Annotated in this window: 17 protein-coding genes and 1 tRNA gene; 9 read left to right on the top strand and 9 right to left on the bottom strand. The window is 58.6% G+C overall.

Going from position 1 to position 16,928, the window contains the following annotated elements; genetic code table 11:
* Positions 1 to 16 precede the first annotated feature (16 nt).
* From U0004_RS27450 to galE, 6 genes are all read left to right on the top strand, one after another.
* Positions 17 to 793: a sialate O-acetylesterase gene (locus U0004_RS27450; protein WP_167468700.1), complete on the top strand. Its 777-nt coding sequence runs from the start codon at positions 17 to 19 to the stop codon at positions 791 to 793.
* 15 nt (positions 794 to 808) lie between these two features.
* On the top strand, positions 809 to 1,822 hold the full coding sequence (locus U0004_RS27445) for an acyltransferase family protein (RefSeq protein WP_081345529.1): 1,014 nt from the start codon (positions 809 to 811) through the stop codon (positions 1,820 to 1,822).
* Complete coding sequence (locus U0004_RS27440; RefSeq protein ID WP_139144109.1) at positions 1,806 to 2,558, top strand: hypothetical protein; 753 nt, start codon at positions 1,806 to 1,808, stop codon at positions 2,556 to 2,558. The genes U0004_RS27445 and U0004_RS27440 overlap by 17 nt, the downstream gene beginning before the upstream one ends.
* A gap of 192 nt (positions 2,559 to 2,750) precedes the next feature.
* Positions 2,751 to 2,824, top strand: a tRNA-Gly gene (locus U0004_RS27435).
* A 92-nt stretch (positions 2,825 to 2,916) separates the two neighbouring features.
* Positions 2,917 to 3,597: a tRNA (guanosine(46)-N7)-methyltransferase TrmB gene (gene trmB, locus U0004_RS27430; protein ID WP_070254694.1), complete on the top strand. Its 681-nt coding sequence runs from the start codon at positions 2,917 to 2,919 to the stop codon at positions 3,595 to 3,597.
* Positions 3,598 to 3,746: 149 nt separating this feature from the next.
* The gene (gene galE / locus U0004_RS27425; RefSeq protein ID WP_070254693.1) at positions 3,747 to 4,766 is read left to right on the top strand and encodes a UDP-glucose 4-epimerase GalE; all 1,020 of its coding nucleotides are present in this window, start codon (positions 3,747 to 3,749) and stop codon (positions 4,764 to 4,766) included.
* Positions 4,767 to 4,907: 141 nt separating this feature from the next.
* Here galE and U0004_RS27420 read toward each other — a convergent pair whose 3' ends face one another.
* The 7 genes from U0004_RS27420 to U0004_RS27390 form a co-directional block, all read right to left on the bottom strand.
* Complete coding sequence (locus U0004_RS27420; protein WP_034785857.1) at positions 4,908 to 6,194, bottom strand: Glu/Leu/Phe/Val family dehydrogenase; 1,287 nt, start codon at positions 6,192 to 6,194, stop codon at positions 4,908 to 4,910.
* A gap of 162 nt (positions 6,195 to 6,356) precedes the next feature.
* Positions 6,357 to 7,334: a LysR family transcriptional regulator gene (locus tag U0004_RS27415; RefSeq protein ID WP_070254692.1), complete on the bottom strand. Its 978-nt coding sequence runs from the start codon at positions 7,332 to 7,334 to the stop codon at positions 6,357 to 6,359.
* A 44-nt stretch (positions 7,335 to 7,378) separates the two neighbouring features.
* Complete coding sequence (locus U0004_RS27410) at positions 7,379 to 7,873, bottom strand: hypothetical protein (RefSeq protein ID WP_070254691.1); 495 nt, start codon at positions 7,871 to 7,873, stop codon at positions 7,379 to 7,381.
* Positions 7,873 to 9,696, bottom strand: coding sequence for a DNA helicase RecQ (gene recQ / locus U0004_RS27405; RefSeq protein ID WP_070254690.1), 1,824 nt, complete (start codon positions 9,694 to 9,696; stop codon positions 7,873 to 7,875). The genes U0004_RS27410 and recQ overlap by 1 nt, the downstream gene beginning before the upstream one ends.
* A gap of 6 nt (positions 9,697 to 9,702) precedes the next feature.
* Positions 9,703 to 10,548: an undecaprenyl-diphosphate phosphatase gene (locus tag U0004_RS27400; RefSeq protein ID WP_070254689.1), complete on the bottom strand. Its 846-nt coding sequence runs from the start codon at positions 10,546 to 10,548 to the stop codon at positions 9,703 to 9,705.
* Positions 10,549 to 10,704: 156 nt separating this feature from the next.
* On the bottom strand, positions 10,705 to 11,853 hold the full coding sequence (locus U0004_RS27395) for an MFS transporter (protein WP_070254688.1): 1,149 nt from the start codon (positions 11,851 to 11,853) through the stop codon (positions 10,705 to 10,707).
* A 33-nt stretch (positions 11,854 to 11,886) separates the two neighbouring features.
* Positions 11,887 to 12,657, bottom strand: coding sequence for a DeoR/GlpR family DNA-binding transcription regulator (locus U0004_RS27390; RefSeq protein ID WP_070254687.1), 771 nt, complete (start codon positions 12,655 to 12,657; stop codon positions 11,887 to 11,889).
* 229 nt (positions 12,658 to 12,886) lie between these two features.
* Here U0004_RS27390 and U0004_RS27385 point away from each other — a divergent pair, with 229 nt between their 5' ends.
* Positions 12,887 to 13,870, top strand: coding sequence for a DUF5655 domain-containing protein (locus U0004_RS27385; protein ID WP_070254861.1), 984 nt, complete (start codon positions 12,887 to 12,889; stop codon positions 13,868 to 13,870).
* Between the two features lie 19 nt (positions 13,871 to 13,889).
* Here U0004_RS27385 and U0004_RS27380 read toward each other — a convergent pair whose 3' ends face one another.
* Together U0004_RS27380 and U0004_RS27375 are read right to left on the bottom strand one after the other, a co-directional pair.
* Positions 13,890 to 14,171, bottom strand: a complete 282-nt coding sequence (locus U0004_RS27380) for a YkgJ family cysteine cluster protein (protein WP_070254686.1) — start codon at positions 14,169 to 14,171, stop codon at positions 13,890 to 13,892.
* 71 nt (positions 14,172 to 14,242) lie between these two features.
* Complete coding sequence (locus U0004_RS27375; RefSeq protein ID WP_070254685.1) at positions 14,243 to 15,112, bottom strand: head GIN domain-containing protein; 870 nt, start codon at positions 15,110 to 15,112, stop codon at positions 14,243 to 14,245.
* A 338-nt stretch (positions 15,113 to 15,450) separates the two neighbouring features.
* Here U0004_RS27375 and U0004_RS27370 point away from each other — a divergent pair, with 338 nt between their 5' ends.
* On the top strand, positions 15,451 to 16,101 hold the full coding sequence (locus U0004_RS27370) for a TetR/AcrR family transcriptional regulator (RefSeq protein WP_034788763.1): 651 nt from the start codon (positions 15,451 to 15,453) through the stop codon (positions 16,099 to 16,101).
* A gap of 169 nt (positions 16,102 to 16,270) precedes the next feature.
* A complete protein-coding gene (locus U0004_RS27365) occupies positions 16,271 to 16,921 on the top strand; it encodes a protein-L-isoaspartate O-methyltransferase family protein (RefSeq protein ID WP_034788761.1) in 651 nt (216 codons plus the stop codon).
* Positions 16,922 to 16,928 lie beyond the last annotated feature (7 nt).

Raw genomic sequence — 16,928 nt, 5'->3', positions numbered from 1 at the left:
TGAGATAACTAAATTTATGAAGATTTTTATTGTTTTCTTCTCCGCTTTAATATTGACGGCATGTGGTGGTGGCGGAGCAGGCAACCCTGCCCCCATCGCTCCTATTACGCCGATAGTAAATGTGCCATTGGAAGAGATGAAAATTTTGATCATTGGACAATCGATATCGTCGAATTGCAACGAATATGTTTATGGTGCTGTCGATAACGTATTTCAAATAGGTAAAGATGGATCACAGAAGGCTGCACGCGATCCGTTTGAATGGGCAGATTGCAGCAAGGGGGCGATGTGGATGCCTCTTGGAAAAAAATTGATTGAAGCAGGTATTGCTCGAAAGGTGGTATTTATGCCAATCGGGGTGGCTGGAAGTAGGGTGGAAGACTGGCAGGTAGGTGGTGCCGCGTTTGGCAAGTTAACAAATGCCATTACTTTAATACAAGCACAAGGGTTAAGTTTTGACTTTGCATTTTGGCATCAAGGCTCATCAAACGCCGGTACGGACAAGACCGTATATGCCGAGCGTCTGCGCTCGGTATTGGACTACGTAAACAGTAAAGTAAAAATCAAGCGCTGGCTGATTGCTGTTCATTCTCGTTGCTCTGGCACATATGATAGCGGTATTGAGTCTGCCCAAATTTTAGTTGGTAATGCCCCACAACTGAATCGCTATCCAGGACCTAATACTAATTTATTAGGTAATGAATATAGATATGATACTTGCCATTTGAACCAGAAGGGGCAGGAGAAAATGGCATCGATGTGGCTTGAATCAGTAAGTGCTGTTCCTAGATAGAAGATTGGATTTAAAATGAATTCGAAGTTCAGATATTCCTTGGAGAATTTTCGGGGTGTCGCAATTATTTTTGTAATGTTTTCTCATATCGCTTCGATTCAGCAGATGGGGAGGTTTGGGGATTTCTATTATTATATTTTCGCTGATGCGACAAATTGGTTTGTTTTCATTTCTGGATATTTATTTTATTATCTTGAGGTAAATAAATTCAATTATATGAATTATTTGTCAAAGAAGGCTATGTATGTTGTATTGCCATATTTGATTCTATCGATTCTTCCAATAGCATTCTGGATATACTCTTCGCAACACATACTCTACGGTTTGACACCGATAAAATTTGTGCTTTGGTCATTGCTCTCGGGAGGTATTGCCGTCGCTCCTATGTGGTTTATACCCATGATTGTACTTTTCTTCCTGATGACACCAATTTTTAGAATTTTATCAAAGACGAAACTTATCTACGTTCTTACTGCCTGCGCTTTGATTTTTTCCATGTTTTCCTCGCGAACAACACACAATACCAATCCGTTACTGTCTTTTTTGCATTTTCTTGGGGTTTATTTATTGGGTATCATTGCTGCAAAAGATGCTTTTGTTATTGATGGATGGAAAAACTCAACCAAGGGAAAAATTATTGCAATTTCTTTGGTTGTTTTTGTGGTGTTGGGTCTTTTGTTTCCTGGATTTAAAAGTTTGCCACCAAGTTTCTTTAGCGGTCTTGGAACCTTTAACTATATTATGGCGGGTAAGCTGGCGTTGCTGATCGCAATTTTCCTTCTCTTTGAGCGTTTCATGGAGCATAAAAATAATACTCTTGGATATTTTGCTAAGATAAGCTTCGGGTTGTTCTTCATCCACGGAATCATGGAAGCCATATTTCGCAGAGGAGCAAGAGATATTGATTTTGGTAACCAGGTTTTGAGATTTTTCGCTGAAGTTGGTGTTGTTGTTGTTGTTTCTATAGCCGTCGTTTTTGTGCTCAAGAAGATATTAAAAAAATGGAGTCGCTATGTTATCGGTTGCTAAGTCATTTACTGCGGCACTCTTGATGCTTTGCTCAACATTCACGCATGCTCGCGATATGTATATACTCGCAGTCCAGGAAAATGCTTCTGCAGTGTGTGAGGGGAAATATTTTAACGAGGTTGAGGGGGTATATGAAATCGATGAAGGCGGGAACGAGATTCCCGCCGGAATGAAATTTGCCAAAGCTACTTGTGAAAATATGGGAAATATTCTTCCATTGGGAGAAGAAATACTTAAAACGGGTATGGCAAATCGGGTTGTTTTTATGCTGGTCAATGCGACAGGGTCAGATGAGAATTTAATGGATGACGAGGCGTCTAAAAAATTAAAGTCTGCGATTGATTTGGCAAATTCTAAAAAAATAAAATTCGATTTTGCTTTATGGCAAGGAGCGTTGATGGAAAATAATCCGAACGCCAATTACAGCCGTGAAGTTCAGGGCACAGTTAAATCGATAAGCCTGAGTGCAAAAGTGGAGAAATGGGTTATTGGGCTGAGTGCCCATTGTCATCGAGCCGCTGGTGATCCTACAATCTCCATACGGCAAGAACCTTTAATTAATCGTTTCCCTGGTCCTGACATTGGTACGCTTGCCGGAGAGTATCGTACGGATCAATGCAGCGTCAATGATCTTGGGCAAAAAGAAATGGCAAAACTTTGGTACGCAGCGATGAAAAAAGCTGACATTGATAGCGAAAAATATCAGAGGGAATCCTTACTCTATTATTTCAAGTGATACCTTGTTGATTTAACTCTGTACCGGTATTTTTTTGCATCTCATTATATGCAGAGTACTGTCAATGGGAAAAAGTGTAAGGGAACTGCGATCTGGATCGCAGTTCGGCGAAAATGCCCATTTCATTTCCCCTCATCGCCACGGACCGCAACGTTGCCAACCGGGGTGAAAGCCGCGTAAAATGCAGGCTTCGCGGGTGTAGCTCAATGGTAGAGCAGAAGCTTCCCAAGCTTACGACGAGGGTTCGATTCCCTTCACCCGCTCCATTTTTCGCTGGCGCCTGGCTTGATGCGGCGCGGCCACTTATTTCTCCATTCCCATGTCTTCTGATACCCCAGCAAACGGCCCGGCGCGGCCGATGATGTACGATCCGACCGAACACCGCATCCGCAGTTTCGTGACCCGCGCGGGACGGCTGTCTGTCGCGCAGGCGCGCGCGCTCGAGACTCTGGGGCCGCAATTCCTCGTGCCTTTCGCCAAAGAACCGATGGACTTCGAGCAGGTGTTTGGCCGCAAGGCGCCCGTGATCCTGGAAATCGGTTTTGGCATGGGCGCGACGACTGCGCATATCGCCAAAGCCATGCCGGAGAAGGATTTCATCGGTGTTGAAGTGCATACGCCCGGTGTCGGAAGCCTGTTGAAGCTGATCGGCGAAGAATCGCTGACGAATCTGCGCCTGCTGCAGCACGATGCGGTGGAAGTGCTGACGCACATGATACCGGCCAATTCGCTGGCCGGCATCCACGTTTTCTTCCCCGATCCATGGCACAAGGCGCGCCACAACAAGCGCCGCCTGATCCAGTCTCCATTCGTCAAGCAATTGACCGATCGCCTGGCGCCGGGCGGCTATCTGCATTGCGCCACCGATTGGGAAGATTACGCAGTGCAAATGCTGGAAGTGCTGGGCGCCGAGCCGCAGTTGCACAATAGCGCCGACGGCTATGCGCCGCAACCGGCGTATCGTCCCCTGACCAAGTTTGAAAACCGTGGCTTGAAGCTGGGCCATGGCGTGTGGGATCTGGTGTTCATCAAGAAATAACCTGGCGGTTTGCCCACCTGTGCCGTTTGCACAAGAACAAGCCTGCCGCGGTGACGCCGCAGGCTTTTTTAATGCGCGCGCTAGCGTGCGCTGGCTAGGCAAGGTGGGCGAATTACGGTAATCTTATCTTTTTTGCATTGATTGATATTATGTCCAAGAAAATACTCGTGACCGGCGCATCCGGTTTCATCGGTTCGCATACCTGTGTCGAATTGCTGGCTGCCGGTTTTGATGTCGTTGCAGTGGATAATTTGTGCAATAGCGCGCGCGAAGCGATGGCGCGCGTAGAGCGCATCTCCGGCAAAAGCGTCCCCTTCTATGAGGCAGACGTGCGCGACCGCGCGGCCATGGCCGCCGTCCTGCGCGAGCACGCCATCGATGCCGTGATCCATTTCGCGGGCTTGAAGGCCGTGGGCGAATCCGTGGCGCAGCCCCTGATGTATATGGACAACAATGTAACGGGCACCGTGGCCCTGCTGGAAGTGCTGGCGGCGGCGAATGTGAAGCGTTTTGTATTCAGCTCGTCGGCCACCGTGTATGGCGACCCGGAAGCCTTGCCGATCCTGGAAGCGTCGCGCCTGTCCGTGACCAACCCCTATGGCCGTTCGAAACTGATGGTCGAGCAGATCCTGGCCGATCTCGTGCATGCCGATGCACAATGGCAAGTCGGCGTGCTGCGTTACTTTAATCCGGTCGGCGCGCATGCCAGCGGCTTGATCGGCGAAGATCCGGCCGGCATTCCGAACAACCTGATGCCCTTCATCGCCCAGGTGGCCGTGGGCCGCCGGGAGCGCCTGGCCGTGTTCGGCAACGACTACGATACGCCGGATGGCACGGGTGTGCGCGACTATATCCACGTGGTCGACCTGGCGCTGGGCCATGTGGCCGCATTGAACCGCCTGTTTTCCACCGACGGTGGTTTTACCGTCAATCTGGGCACGGGCCACGGCTACAGCGTGCTCGATACCGTGCGCGCCTTCGAAGCGGCCAGCGGTCGCCAAGTCCCCTACGACATCGTGCCGCGCCGCCCCGGCGACATCGCCAGCTGCTACGCCTCAGCTGACAAGGCGAAGCAATTACTGGGCTGGCAAGCGCAGAAAAACATCGACGACATGTGCCGCGACCACTGGCGCTGGCAGCACCAGAACCCGCAAGGCTACGCGGCGTAAACAAGCCCGGCAGATACAAAAAATCCCGCTCACACGCAAGTGTGGCGGGATTTTTTTAGAGCGCCATCAACCGAATGGCGCCTGAAAAATGCCCGGGGCTAGGCGAAGCAACAACGCCCCAGGCATTTTCTCAGGCAGCCATTAAGGATACAGGCCGCGCACTTCGCGAGCTTGCAGGACGCGTGTGCATGCCAGGATGAAGGTGGCGGTACGCATCGACACTTTCTTCTCTTGCGACACTTGCCATACCGCGTCGAACGCTTCGCGCATGATGCGGGTCAGGCGACTGTTGATTTCTTCTTCCGTCCAGAAGAAGCTCGAGAAGTTCTGTGCCCACTCGAAGTAGCTGACGGTTACGCCGCCGGCGTTGGCCAGTACGTCCGGCACGATCAGCACGCCGCGGTCGGTCAGGATGTCGTCCGCTGCCGGCAGGGTCGGGCCGTTGGCGCCTTCCAGGATGATCTTGGCGCGGATGACTTGTGCGCGTTCAGCCGTGATCTGCTGTTCCAGCGCGGCCGGGATCAGGATGTCGCAATCGATGCCCCAGAAATCTTCGCGCGGCACGAATGCCTCGGCGCCCGGGAAGCCTTCGACGCTGCCCACTTCGGCCACGTGTGCCAGCAATTGTGGGATGTTCAAGCCGCCGGCATGCACCACGGTGGTCTTGTGGTCTTGTACCGCGACCACTTTCGAGCCGGCTTCAGCGAACATGCGTGCAGCGACGCCGCCCACGTTGCCGAAACCTTGCACGATGACTTTCGCGCCTTCGAGCGACATGCCGACCTTGGCGGCCGCATCGCAACCGACGACGAAGACGCCGCGGCCCGTCGCATCGCGGCGGCCCAGGCTGCCGCCCAGCGAAATTGGCTTGCCCGTCACCACGCCGGTCGACATATTGCCGCCGATCATGGCGTAGCTGTCCATCATCCACGCCATGACTTGTTCATTCGTGTTGACGTCCGGCGCCGGGATATCCTTGTTTGGTCCGATGATCATGCTGATCTCGCTCGTGTAGCGGCGGGTCAGGCGTTGCAGTTCGTTGCGCGACAGGGTCTTCGGATCGACACGGATACCGCCCTTGGCGCCGCCGTATGGCACGTTGACCGCTGCATTCTTGACCGTCATCCAGGCCGACAGGGCCATCACTTCCGACAGGGTCACATCCTGGTGGAAGCGCACGCCGCCCTTGCCTGGACCGCGCGACAGATTGTGCTGCACGCGGTAGCCTTCGTAGTGGGCAATGGTGCCGTCATCGCGCTCGATAGGCACGTCGACCGTCAGGATGCGCTTTGGACGTTTCAGCGTTTCCACCCAGCGCGACAGGTTGCCCAGGTACGGCGTAACGCGGTCGATCTGCTCGAGGTAGACGCCCCATGGGCCAAGGTCTTCAGGATTCAGGTAGGAAGGAAGTGCGTGCTTGCTGGTCATGCTTGATAAGCTCCTGGACAATACGAATACGTTAGAGGCACAGCCGATATGCAGCTGCGCGCAGCGGAACCGCATCGTAGGCGATAGCCTCATGCCCCGGCCAATGCTTTGTGCGCATCCGGTTATGCATTTATTGCATAGTTGTGTTGCCAGGATTGCCAGTCAGGACTGGGTGGCCTCGGTGGCGCGTTTGCGGCGCTTGCTGCCGCGCGCCTTGCCGTCCTGCGCCTGCACCAAGTATTGCCACAGGCTTTCGACGATCTGCTTGCCGGGACGCAGGCTCGATGGGCGTTCGCGGTACAAGCGGATTTCCAGCTCGATTTCCCAGCCTGGCGCGCCGCCGTCGGCGCGCGCCAGGTGTTTGTATTTGACGTCGCGCATGACGGCCGATTCGGGCAGGAAGGCGATGCCGCGGCCTTCCAGCGCCATCATTTTCAAGCCTTCGGCCATGTCCGTTTCATAGCAGGTTTCCAGGAACAGGGGCGCCTTGGCGTCTGCCACCAGCAATTCCACCATGCGTCCCAGATAGGCGTTGCTGGTGTAGGAGAGGAAGGGCAGCGGCTCCTTGGCGCTGCCGGGCAGGACGAAGTCAGGCACCTTGTCCTGGCCGCAGCGCGCATACGCGCGCAGGGTTTCGCGGCCCATCACCAGCATGTCGTAGCGGCCCGGATCCAGTTGCACCGGCTGGCGCGGATGGTGATAGCACAGCAGCAGGTCGCAGCCGCCATCGACCAGCTGCAGCACGGCGTCGTGCACGTTCAGCGCCATCAGGCGGCTGTTGATTGGCGCAAAACCTTCTTCCAGCGCCGTCAGCCATTTCGGCATGAAGGTCAGCGACAGGGTATGCGGCACGGCGAAATCGACGCTCGTCTGCGTGGCCGCGCGCTTGCCGCGCAACAGGGCGCGCACGCCGTTGATTTGCCCCAGCATTTCCAGCGCCTGCTCGTAGAATACGGCGCCGGCCGGCGTCAGTCGCGTGGGATACGAGGTGCGGTCGACCAGGTCGATGCCGAGCCAGTTTTCCAGCGACTGGATGCGCCGCGAAAAGGCCGGTTGGGTGACGTGGCGCAGGGCCGCGGAACGGCTGAAATTATGCGTTTCAGCGAGCGAGATGAAGTCTTCCAGCCATTTGGTTTCCATCGCGGCAGCGTTCTCTTATCAAGGACAAGGGCAAAGTGTGGTGGTCAGGGCGTATCGGGCGATGCCGCCGGCTGGTAGAGGGCGGCGGGCAGGCCGAAGAAGGACGGCGGGCCCAGGGTCGTGCCATCGAGCGAGCCGCCCGCGTTCAAGCCCTTGTTGATGGCCGACAGCAAGGAGCTGCGGCTGGCCAGGTTTTGTATCAGCGCGCGCGGGCCGTTGTGGAAGGTGTGCTGGGCGATATTCGCGGCGACGACAAAGATAGGCTCGCGGCGCAAGGGAAACTCCACCCACTCGCCATCCTCGTCCTGGGCGCAGAAGGTATCGGGCAGGGTCATGTTTTCGGCGCCGGGCAGGTGCGACGCCAGCACCAGGCCAAAGGCTTCCGGCACCACGTCGGCCAGGCGGCGCACGGTGAGATCGTCCTGCACCAGTAACCGTACTTGCGCTTCCACCGCGTCTTCGGCGTCGGGCTGGGCGCCGAGAATTTTCACGGCCTGATAGATCAGGTCGGACGAGAGTGCTTCCATCAAATCTTGCATCAAATCATCTCCAGGATCATGGCGACGATTTCGTCGCCATACGAGGCCAGTTTTTTCTCGCCCACGCCGCTCACGCCGCGCATCTGTTCCAGCGAGGTGGGCTTGGCCTTGGCGATTTCGCGCAGGGTGGCATCGACAAAAATGACGTAGGCTGGCACGTTGTGCGTGCGCGCCGTCTCCACGCGCCACCAGCGCAGCTTGTCGAAAATCGCCTGTTCGCTGGTGGACAGGTCCGTCTCGACATAACCCTTCGCCACGCTGGTGCTGCGCTTGCTGGTCTTCACCGGTTTCTGGTACTGGCGCAGCTGCACCTTCTGGCCGCCCTTGAGCACGGGGCGCGAGGCGTCCGTCAGTTTCAGCGAGCTGTATTGTTCATGGTCGACCGAGACGAGGCCCAGCGCAATGGCCTGGCGCAGGATAGCTTTCCACTCCGCCTCGCCCAGGTCCGAGCCGATGCCGAAGACGGACAGCGAATCGTGGTGCCAGGTCTTGATGCGTTCCGATTCCACGCCGCGCAGCACGTCGATCACGTGCCCGCCGGCGAAGCGCTGGTCGACGCGGTAGATGGCCGACAGCAGTTTTTGCACAGGCACCGTGCCGTCGAAGGACACGGGCGGCACCAGACACGTGTCGCAATTGCCGCACGGCGAAGCCGGTTCGCCGAAGTATTCGAGCAGGCGCATGCGGCGGCAGCTCAGCGTTTCGCACAGGCCCAGCATGGCGTCGAGTTTCACGCCCAGCACGCGCTTGAAGGTGTCGTCCGCTTCCGATTCGTCGATCATGCGCCGCTGCAGCACGACGTCCTGCAAGCCGTACGCCATCCAGGCGTTGGCGGCCATGCCGTCGCGGCCCGCGCGCCCCGTTTCCTGGTAATAGCCCTCGATGCTTTTCGGCAGATCCAGATGCGCCACGAAGCGCACGTCGGGCTTGTCGATGCCCATGCCGAAGGCGATGGTGGCGACCATGACGATATTTTCTTCGCGCAGGAAGCGCGCCTGGTTGGCGCTGCGCTTGGCGTACTCCATGCCCGCATGATAGGGCAGGGCGCGGATGCCGCTCTGGTTCAGAAATTCCGCCGTTTCCTCGACTTTCTTGCGCGACAGGCAGTAGACGATGCCGCAGTCGCCCGCGTGTTCCGTGTTGATGAAGTCGAGCAGCTGCTTGCGGCCATTCGCCTTTTCCACGATCTGGTAGCGGATGTTCGGGCGGTCGAAGGACGAGACGAACTGGCGCGCGTCTTCCAGCTGCAAACGCAGGGCGATTTCGGCGCGCGTCTGCGGGTCGGCGGTGGCCGTGAGCGCAATGCGCGGCACGTCCGGGAACTGCTCGTGCAGCACCGACAGCTTGATGTATTCGGGGCGGAAGTCGTGGCCCCACTGGGCCACGCAATGCGCCTCGTCGATGGCGAACAGGGAGATCTTCGAGGCCTGGAACAGGTCCAGGCAGCGCTGCGTCATCAGGCGCTCGGGCGCCACGTAGACGACGTCGATGCCGCCCGTGCGCACCAGGCGCTCGATGCGGCTCGCTTCTTCGTAGGTTTGCGTGGAATTGAGGAAGGCGGCGCGCACGCCGACTTCGGCCAAAGCATCCACCTGGTCCTGCATCAGCGCGATCAGCGGCGAGACGACGACGCCGACGCCGTCGCGCAGCAGGGCGGGAATCTGGTAGCACAGCGACTTGCCGCCGCCGGTGGGCATCAGTACCAGCGCGTCGCCGCCGTGGCTGACGTGGTCGACGATGTCGGCTTGCTGGCCGCGGAAGGCCGGGTAGCCGAAAACGGTTTGCAGCAGGTGCAGCGCGCGCTGATTAAGATCTTGATTCATAGTGCCTTATTCTGCCCAAACAACCCAGCCGTAGTGGGCGCTGGCCAACACCAGCAAGCCGAACACAATGCGGTACCAGGCAAAAAACGTGAAGTCGTGCGAGCTGATATAGCGCAGCAGCCAGCGCACGCATAGGAAGGCGGAGATGAAGGCGGACACGGTGCCCAGGCCGAACAGGGGCACGTCGGTGGCCGACAGGATGTCGCGCGCTTTATACAGCGAGTAGAAGGTGGCCGCCAGCAGGGTCGGGATGGCCAGGAAGAACGAGAATTCGGTGGCCGTCTTGCGCGACAAGCCCAGCAGCATGCCGCCGATGATGGTCGAGCCGGAACGGCTGGTGCCGGGGATCAGCGCGAACGCCTGCGCGCAGCCCACTTTCAAGGCGTCGAACGGCGTCATTTCATCGACCGAGTTGACGCGCACGGTGACGGGATTGGTGCGCGCGCGGCGCTCCACCAGCAAAATCACGATGCCGCCGATGATGAAGGCCATGGCGACCGGTACTGGCTTGAACAGCGCGTGCTTGATCATCTTGCCGATGGCCAGGCCGATGATGGCCAGGGGCAGGAAGGCGATGGCCACGTTCAGCACGAACTTGCGCGACCTCGCTTCGCTGCCGAAGGTGGTCAGCACGTTGCCGATGCGCTGGCGGTATTCCCAGCACACGGCCAGGATGGCGCCGGCCTGGATGGCGATCTCGAAGACATCCATGACTTCTTTCGATACATCCTTGGTAAAGTCGAGCAGGCTGCCGGCCAGGATCAGATGTCCCGTGGACGAAATCGGCAAGAATTCGGTAAAACCTTCGACCAGCCCCATGATGATGGCTTTTAACGCAAGAATGAGATCCATAGATGTATAAACGGGTATAAGTGGCAGGATGGGGTGACCGCGTGGCGCCAGCAATGTGCGCGGGGTCGAAGCTTACCATGCCGGAGGCCCGTCGAGCCGATTTGGGCGCTGGCGGGCAGCGGTTTTTTGCCGCCGCCCGCCAGGCAAGGGGAGGGTTCAGGCAGCCTGTTTTGCCGGCGCCACCAGGCGCGCGCTGGCCGCCACCAGCAGCAGGGCGGCGCCCAGCATGGCGAAGGCGATATTCAGGCTGGTGGCGTGCGCCACGAAACCGATGACGGCCGGGCCGGCCAGGATGCCCGCGTAGCCGATGGTGGTGATGGCCGCCACCGCCAGGCTGGCCGGCATGGCGTGCTGCTGGCCGGCTGCCGTGAACAGGATGGGCACGATGTTCGCCGCGCCCAGGCCGATCAGCACGAAGCCGAGCATGGCCAGGCCGGCGTGCGGCGCCAGCACGGCCAGGAAGAAGCCTGCCGCTGCGCACAAGCCGCCGAAAGTAAGCACCTGCTTGCCGCCAAAGCGGCTGACCACCTTGTCGCCCGTAAACCGGCCCACCGTCATGGCGATGGCGAAGGCGGCGTAGCCGAGGCCGCCCTTGGCTTCTTCCACGCCGCGCGTGGTGGTGAGGAACAGGGCGCTCCAGTCGAGGATGGCGCCTTCGGCCAGGAAGACGATAAAGCACAGCAAGCCGATGAAAATGACGGCGCCATGCGGCATGACGAACAGCGGCGTCTTTTCGCCGGAGGCGGACGCCGTCGGCAGCAGATGGCCTTGCGCCGCGCCCAGCACGCCGCACAGCAGCAGCATCACCACCACGCAGGACCAGGCCGGTGTCAGGCCCAGCCACAGCAGCAGGGCCATGCAGGCCGCGCCGGCGAAGCCGCCCACGCTGAACAGGGCATGAAAGCCCGACATCATGGCGCCCCCGTTGGCTTTTTCGATGATCACGGCCTGGATGTTGATGGCCACGTCAAACGTGCCCATGGCCGCGCCGAATACCAGCAGCACCAGGCCCAGCTGCAGCGGCGTGGCCGCCAGCGCCAGGCCGGGCAGCACGGCGGTCAGCAGCAGGCCGGCGCCGACGATGACCTTGCGGCAGCCAAAGCGGCTGGTGAGCATGCCTGTAAACGGCATCGCGCACAGCGAACCGGCGCCCAGGCACAGCAGCAAAATGCCGAGGGTGGCTTCATCGAGGCCCAGGCGCGACTTGGCGTAGGGAACCAGCGGGGCCCAGGCGGCCATGCCGAGGCCGGCGGCGAAGAAGACCAGGCGCGTGGCGCGTTGTTGCAGGGTGCCGGTGAGATGCATGATGGAACTTTTCAAAGGTCGGGGTGGATAAAATCAGGCGCGGGCGCGCAGCACTTGCACGCCCAGCCGTTCAAAGGCGGCCACGTGGGAAGCGTCGGCATCGGCTTCCAGCACCAGGTGCTGCAGCAAGCCCGTGGCCAGCACGCCGAAGGGCGCGGCGGTGCCCAGCTTGTCGCTGGTGACGGCCACCACCACCGCCTTGCTGGCGCCGGCAATGCTGCGCTTGAACTCGGCCTCGTCGTAGTTGAACGCCGTCACGCCCGCGTCCGCGTCCGCGCCGCAAGCGCCGAGGAAACACAGGTCGGGATGCATGCGCTCGACGGTGCGCAAGGCCTGTGGCCCCAGGCTGGCGCCGGCGCGGCGGTCGACCCTGCCGCCAGCCATGATGAGTTCGATTTCCGGGCGTTCCATCAGGGCCATGGCAATGGCTGGCGCATTGGTGACGACAGTGAGCGCCAACTCTGGCAACGCGCTGGCGATGGCCAGGTTGGTCGAGCCCGCATCGAGAAACAGCACCTGGCCCGCGCGCACGAGGGACACGGCGGCCTGCGCCAGGCGCGCCTTGCGCTCGGGCGCTTCCTGCTTGCGCTGGCTCAAGGTGCCGCCATCGGGCGCCAGCGGCAGGGCGCCGCCATACACGCGCTGGCACAGGCCGGCCGCCGCCATCTCGCGCAAGTCGCGCCGTATCGTATCTTCGGAAACATCGAGCTGGCGGGCCAGATCCAGCGCCAGCACGCGGCCATCGGCGTGCAATTGTTGCTGGATCAGTGCGTGGCGTTGTTTGAGGAGCAGGGTGGCGGACATGGGGTATATTGAAACGTGCAGGAATGTGCATGAATATACGCAAACGTGCAAAGTGCGTCAACGTTTACTTGCTGCAGGCATCGTGCTCAGGATAGGAGCAGGCAGGGACTGCCCACGGCAGTCCTGTCACAAATGAATTTGCAAGAAAGATAAATTTACGTTTATGCTCATCGCCGATATCGTGATGCACCTTGGTGTTTGCTTGCCGAGGAATAAGGGAAACAGGCGGATGAGCGACATTAAACTTTTCAAGTTGGCCCATGGCCAAGCCCAGGAACTGCAAGGTAGCGCATCGGACCTGGAAAAACCATTGCAAACCTTGATTGAGGCAAACCTCGATACTTTGCTAAGCATCCGTTTTCTGGCGAGCGAGTATTCGACCGGAAAGACGCATGCTGGTCGCATCGATTCCCTTGGATTGGATGAGAACAATTGCCCGGTCATTCTTGAATATAAACGGTCGGTTGGCGAAAATGTGATCAATCAAGGTTTGTACTACCTGGATTGGCTGATGGACCATCAGGCAGACTTTAAACTGCTGGTCCTCGACAAGCTAGGCAAGCTGGCATCGGAGGTCATCGATTGGAGCGCGCCGCGGGTGATTTGCATTGCGGCCGACTTTACCAAGTTTGATAGCCATGCCGTCCAGCAAATAGGCCGGACGATCGAACTTATTCGCTATCGCCGATTTGCAGAGGATCTGCTTCTTCTTGAATCCGCAAGCGCCGGCATGGATCCGGCAACAAAGAAAGGCCCCGCCAAGCGCCAGACATCGGTGCCAGCCAGCTTGGAAACAATGGCGGCTGGGCCCGCAGATGGGGGCACGCCCAAGCCGACGGGACCAGACAGGGCATTTGTAGAAATCCTGGCAGGTCTGTCGGAGTCCATGCGTCAGTTGCTGGCCTCGCTAGAGGATTACACGATGTCGTTGGGGGATGACGTTGAGCGTAAGGAGCTGCGCCTGTACTTGGCTTTCAAACGGCTGAAAAACTTTGCGACGGTGGTGATACACAAGAAGAATTGCCTCGTGCTCTATTTGCACATCGACCCGGCGCCCGTCTTGCACGTCCTGCCAAAAGCGCGCGACGTGAGCGCCATCGGGCATTGGGGGACGGGTAATCTGGAGATCAACATCAGCACGCTCGCGGAACTGGATGCTGCAAAGCCGTACATTTTTGCCGCGTATGCAGGTCGGAGTAGCGTGAAAACGTAGTTACTGGGGGCCTATGCCTCTATCGGTTGTGCGGCGCTGTTGCCTGTTCCAGCTCGGCCAGCCAGCGGATGGCATGTTCGCGGCTGCTGCCGCACATGTCTGCCGATGGCTGCAAGCCGCCGCAAAAGGCGGGCCGCTCCGGCTTGCCAAAAATATTGCAACGGTTGTCGTCAGCCAGCTGGATGCAGCGCACGCCCGCCGGTTTTCCATCCGGCATGCCGGGAATCGGGCTGGTGATGGACGGTGCGGTGCAGCAGGCGCCACACGAGGGGCGGCATGCCAGGGTGGCAGATGGTGACATGGGATTTCAGACGGGCGGGTGAGGAGCCGACAGTATAGCAAGCCGGCTCCCATGCGTTGCCGGGGACTCTTTTAACGCACGATGCTGACGCGCTTGCCCGACAGGGTGCGGCGGGCAGGATCGCCATGCACGGTGATGCGGCCGGAACCGCTGGCGCGGGCATTGACTTCATGCTGGACGGTGACGTCGATGTCGCCGGAACCGTTGCTCGCCAGATAGGCAACGTCGCTGCGCAGCGACGCCAGGTTGATATCGCCCGAGCCATTCACGTTGGCATCGAGACGCTGCACGGTGCCGCTGGCGCTGATGCTGCCCGAGCCATTGACGGCCACGTTGATGCGTTCGCCGCGCACGTTGCCCAGCTGGATGCTGCCCGAGCCGTTCTGCACCGCGTCCGTGTTGCCGCTGGCGAGGGCCGCCGCGTTGATGTTGCCGGAACCATTGTTGGCCACGTCGAAGCGTCCCACGCTACCCGACAGTTCGCTTTTCATCGAACCGCGCTGCTCCAGGCTGAAATCGTCGCCATTCAGGCCACTGACCACCAGGCGGCCCGAGCCGGAGATGTTGATCTTCTTTAATTGTGGCGTCGTATAGATGACGTGGATACCATTGCTGCTGCGAATGTTCGTATCGCTCCAGATGCGCAGGGTGTTGCCGTTCACGTCGCTGTGGATCAACGGTTGCAGATTGTTGTCCGCTTCGATCACCAGCGATGCCGCCGGGCCGACGCGCACGTCGATCTTGATATCGATGCGCTTCATGTTGTCGATGTCGAGCGCGGTGATGTTGCCGACCTGGCGCACGTCGCGGCTTGCTTGCCCGTTGCCCTGGATGGCATTGCCGCCCGATTCGGCATAGCGCACTTCGCCGTCGTTGGGGTTGATGACGATGGCGCAACCGCCGAGGACAACGGCACAGCACAGGGCCAGCAAGGTACGCATGGTGTTTCCTTTATGATTGTTTTAGTTCAGGACAAGAAAAAAGCCGGCTGCCGCGCCGCGGCTGCCGTGCTGTCGATGAGAAGATAGCAAGGCGGCACGGTGGCTTGAAGGGAAATGCGATGAACTGCGCAAAATGGGGGCTGAAACGCATTCTGGCTCACCCGTTACCGAAGGTCAGGGTGGCAAAGGGCGGTGCCGCCGACCCTGGCGCGGAGGGTACAATACGGGGAGTTGGCAGCCTGGCCAAGTGTCTTGCGTGGTGGTACGGCCAGCGCTTGACCTTGACGGTAGACCGGTCTACCATTAATGACTCAAAAGTAAGTTACTTGGAAAGACACATGCAAGCCCCGATTGATACCAAGCCCCGCTGGGAGCGGCGCAAGGATGCCCGCCCGCAGGAACTGCTCGCCGCCGCCCTCGACCTGTTTGTCGAACGGGGCTTCGCATCGACGCGCCTGGAGGATGTGGCCAAGCGGGCCGGCGTGTCGAAAGGCACGCTGTACCTGTACTTTGAGAATAAGCAAGAGCTGTTCAAGGCCGTGGTGCGCGACAATATTGTGCAGTCGATCGGCGAGGCGGAAGACAGCATGGCCGCCTCGGACAGCAGCAGTGCCGAGTTGTTGCGCAAGGTGATGATGCAGTGGTGGGAAGAGTTCGGCGCCACCAAGCTGGCCGGTTTGACCAAGCTGATGCTGGCCGAAGCGAACAATTTCCCGGAACTGGCGCAGTTTTACAACGAAGAAGTCGTTACGCGCGGCAATGGGCTGATCGTCAGCCTGCTGGAACGGGGCATGCAGCGGGGCGAATTCCGCCAGGTCGATCCCGTGCTGGTCAGTACCATCCTCAGCGCGCCCGTCACCATGCTGATGATGTGGACGCATTCCTTCCTGCCGTGCGAGGTCAAGAACATCGATCCGATCGCCTATATGGATGCCTTTATCGACATGAGCTTGCGCAGTCTGCAGGTGGAGGCGCCCGGGAAAAGTTGACATGCTGAGCTTGCCTCTACCGTTCAGTTGCCCCTTTTCCAAGGTTCGCCCCCTCAAATCTGCAGATCGTCGCAAATTTCCTCCATTCCCCGTCTTTATGGTTAACATGTGCTTTCAGCCAGTTCAACGATAAAATGGCGGATTATTACTTCACTTACCGAGTCCAAAGATGAATATCGAACAAGCCCGCTTCAATATGATCGAACAGCAGATCCGTCCATGGGACGTACTGGATATCGACGTATTGGAGCTGTTGAATGTGGTCAAGCGTGAAGATTTCGTGCCGGCCGCCTATAAAAACCTGGCCTTCGTCGATACCGAAATCCCACTGGGCGGCGGCGAATGCATGTTGACGCCGAAGCTGGAAGCGCGCATTTTGCAAGACGTAGCCGTCAAAAAGCATGAAAATGTACTGGAAATCGGCACCGGCAGCGGCTACATGGCGGCTTTGCTGGCGCACAAGGCGCGTCATGTGACGAGCGTGGAAATCGTTCCCCAATTGAAAACCCTGGCCGAACAGACCCTGGCCGCCAACGGCGTGACGAACGTCACCGTGGAACTGGGCGACGGCGCGCAAGGCTGGAGCAAGGGCGCACCGTATGACGTGATCGTCGTGTCCGGCGCCCTGGCCGTGTTGCCGGAAGCACTGTTGCAACAAGTAAAAGTCGGCGGCCGCATCCTGGCCATCATCGGCGAAGCGCCGATCATGTCGGCGCACCTGATCACGCGCAGCTCGGACAAGGCCTACGACACGCGCAAGCTGTTTGAAACCAATGTCACGCCGCTGCAAGCCGTGGCACCGTCGCATTTCCAGTTCTGAGGCGACC

It is taken from the genome of Janthinobacterium lividum (assembly GCF_034424625.1).
In the GTDB taxonomy this organism is placed as follows: Bacteria; Pseudomonadota; Gammaproteobacteria; order Burkholderiales; family Burkholderiaceae_D; genus Janthinobacterium; species Janthinobacterium lividum.
The sequence above is the reverse complement of the archived record's forward strand: the minus strand, read 5'-3'. Positions and strand labels throughout refer to the sequence as shown.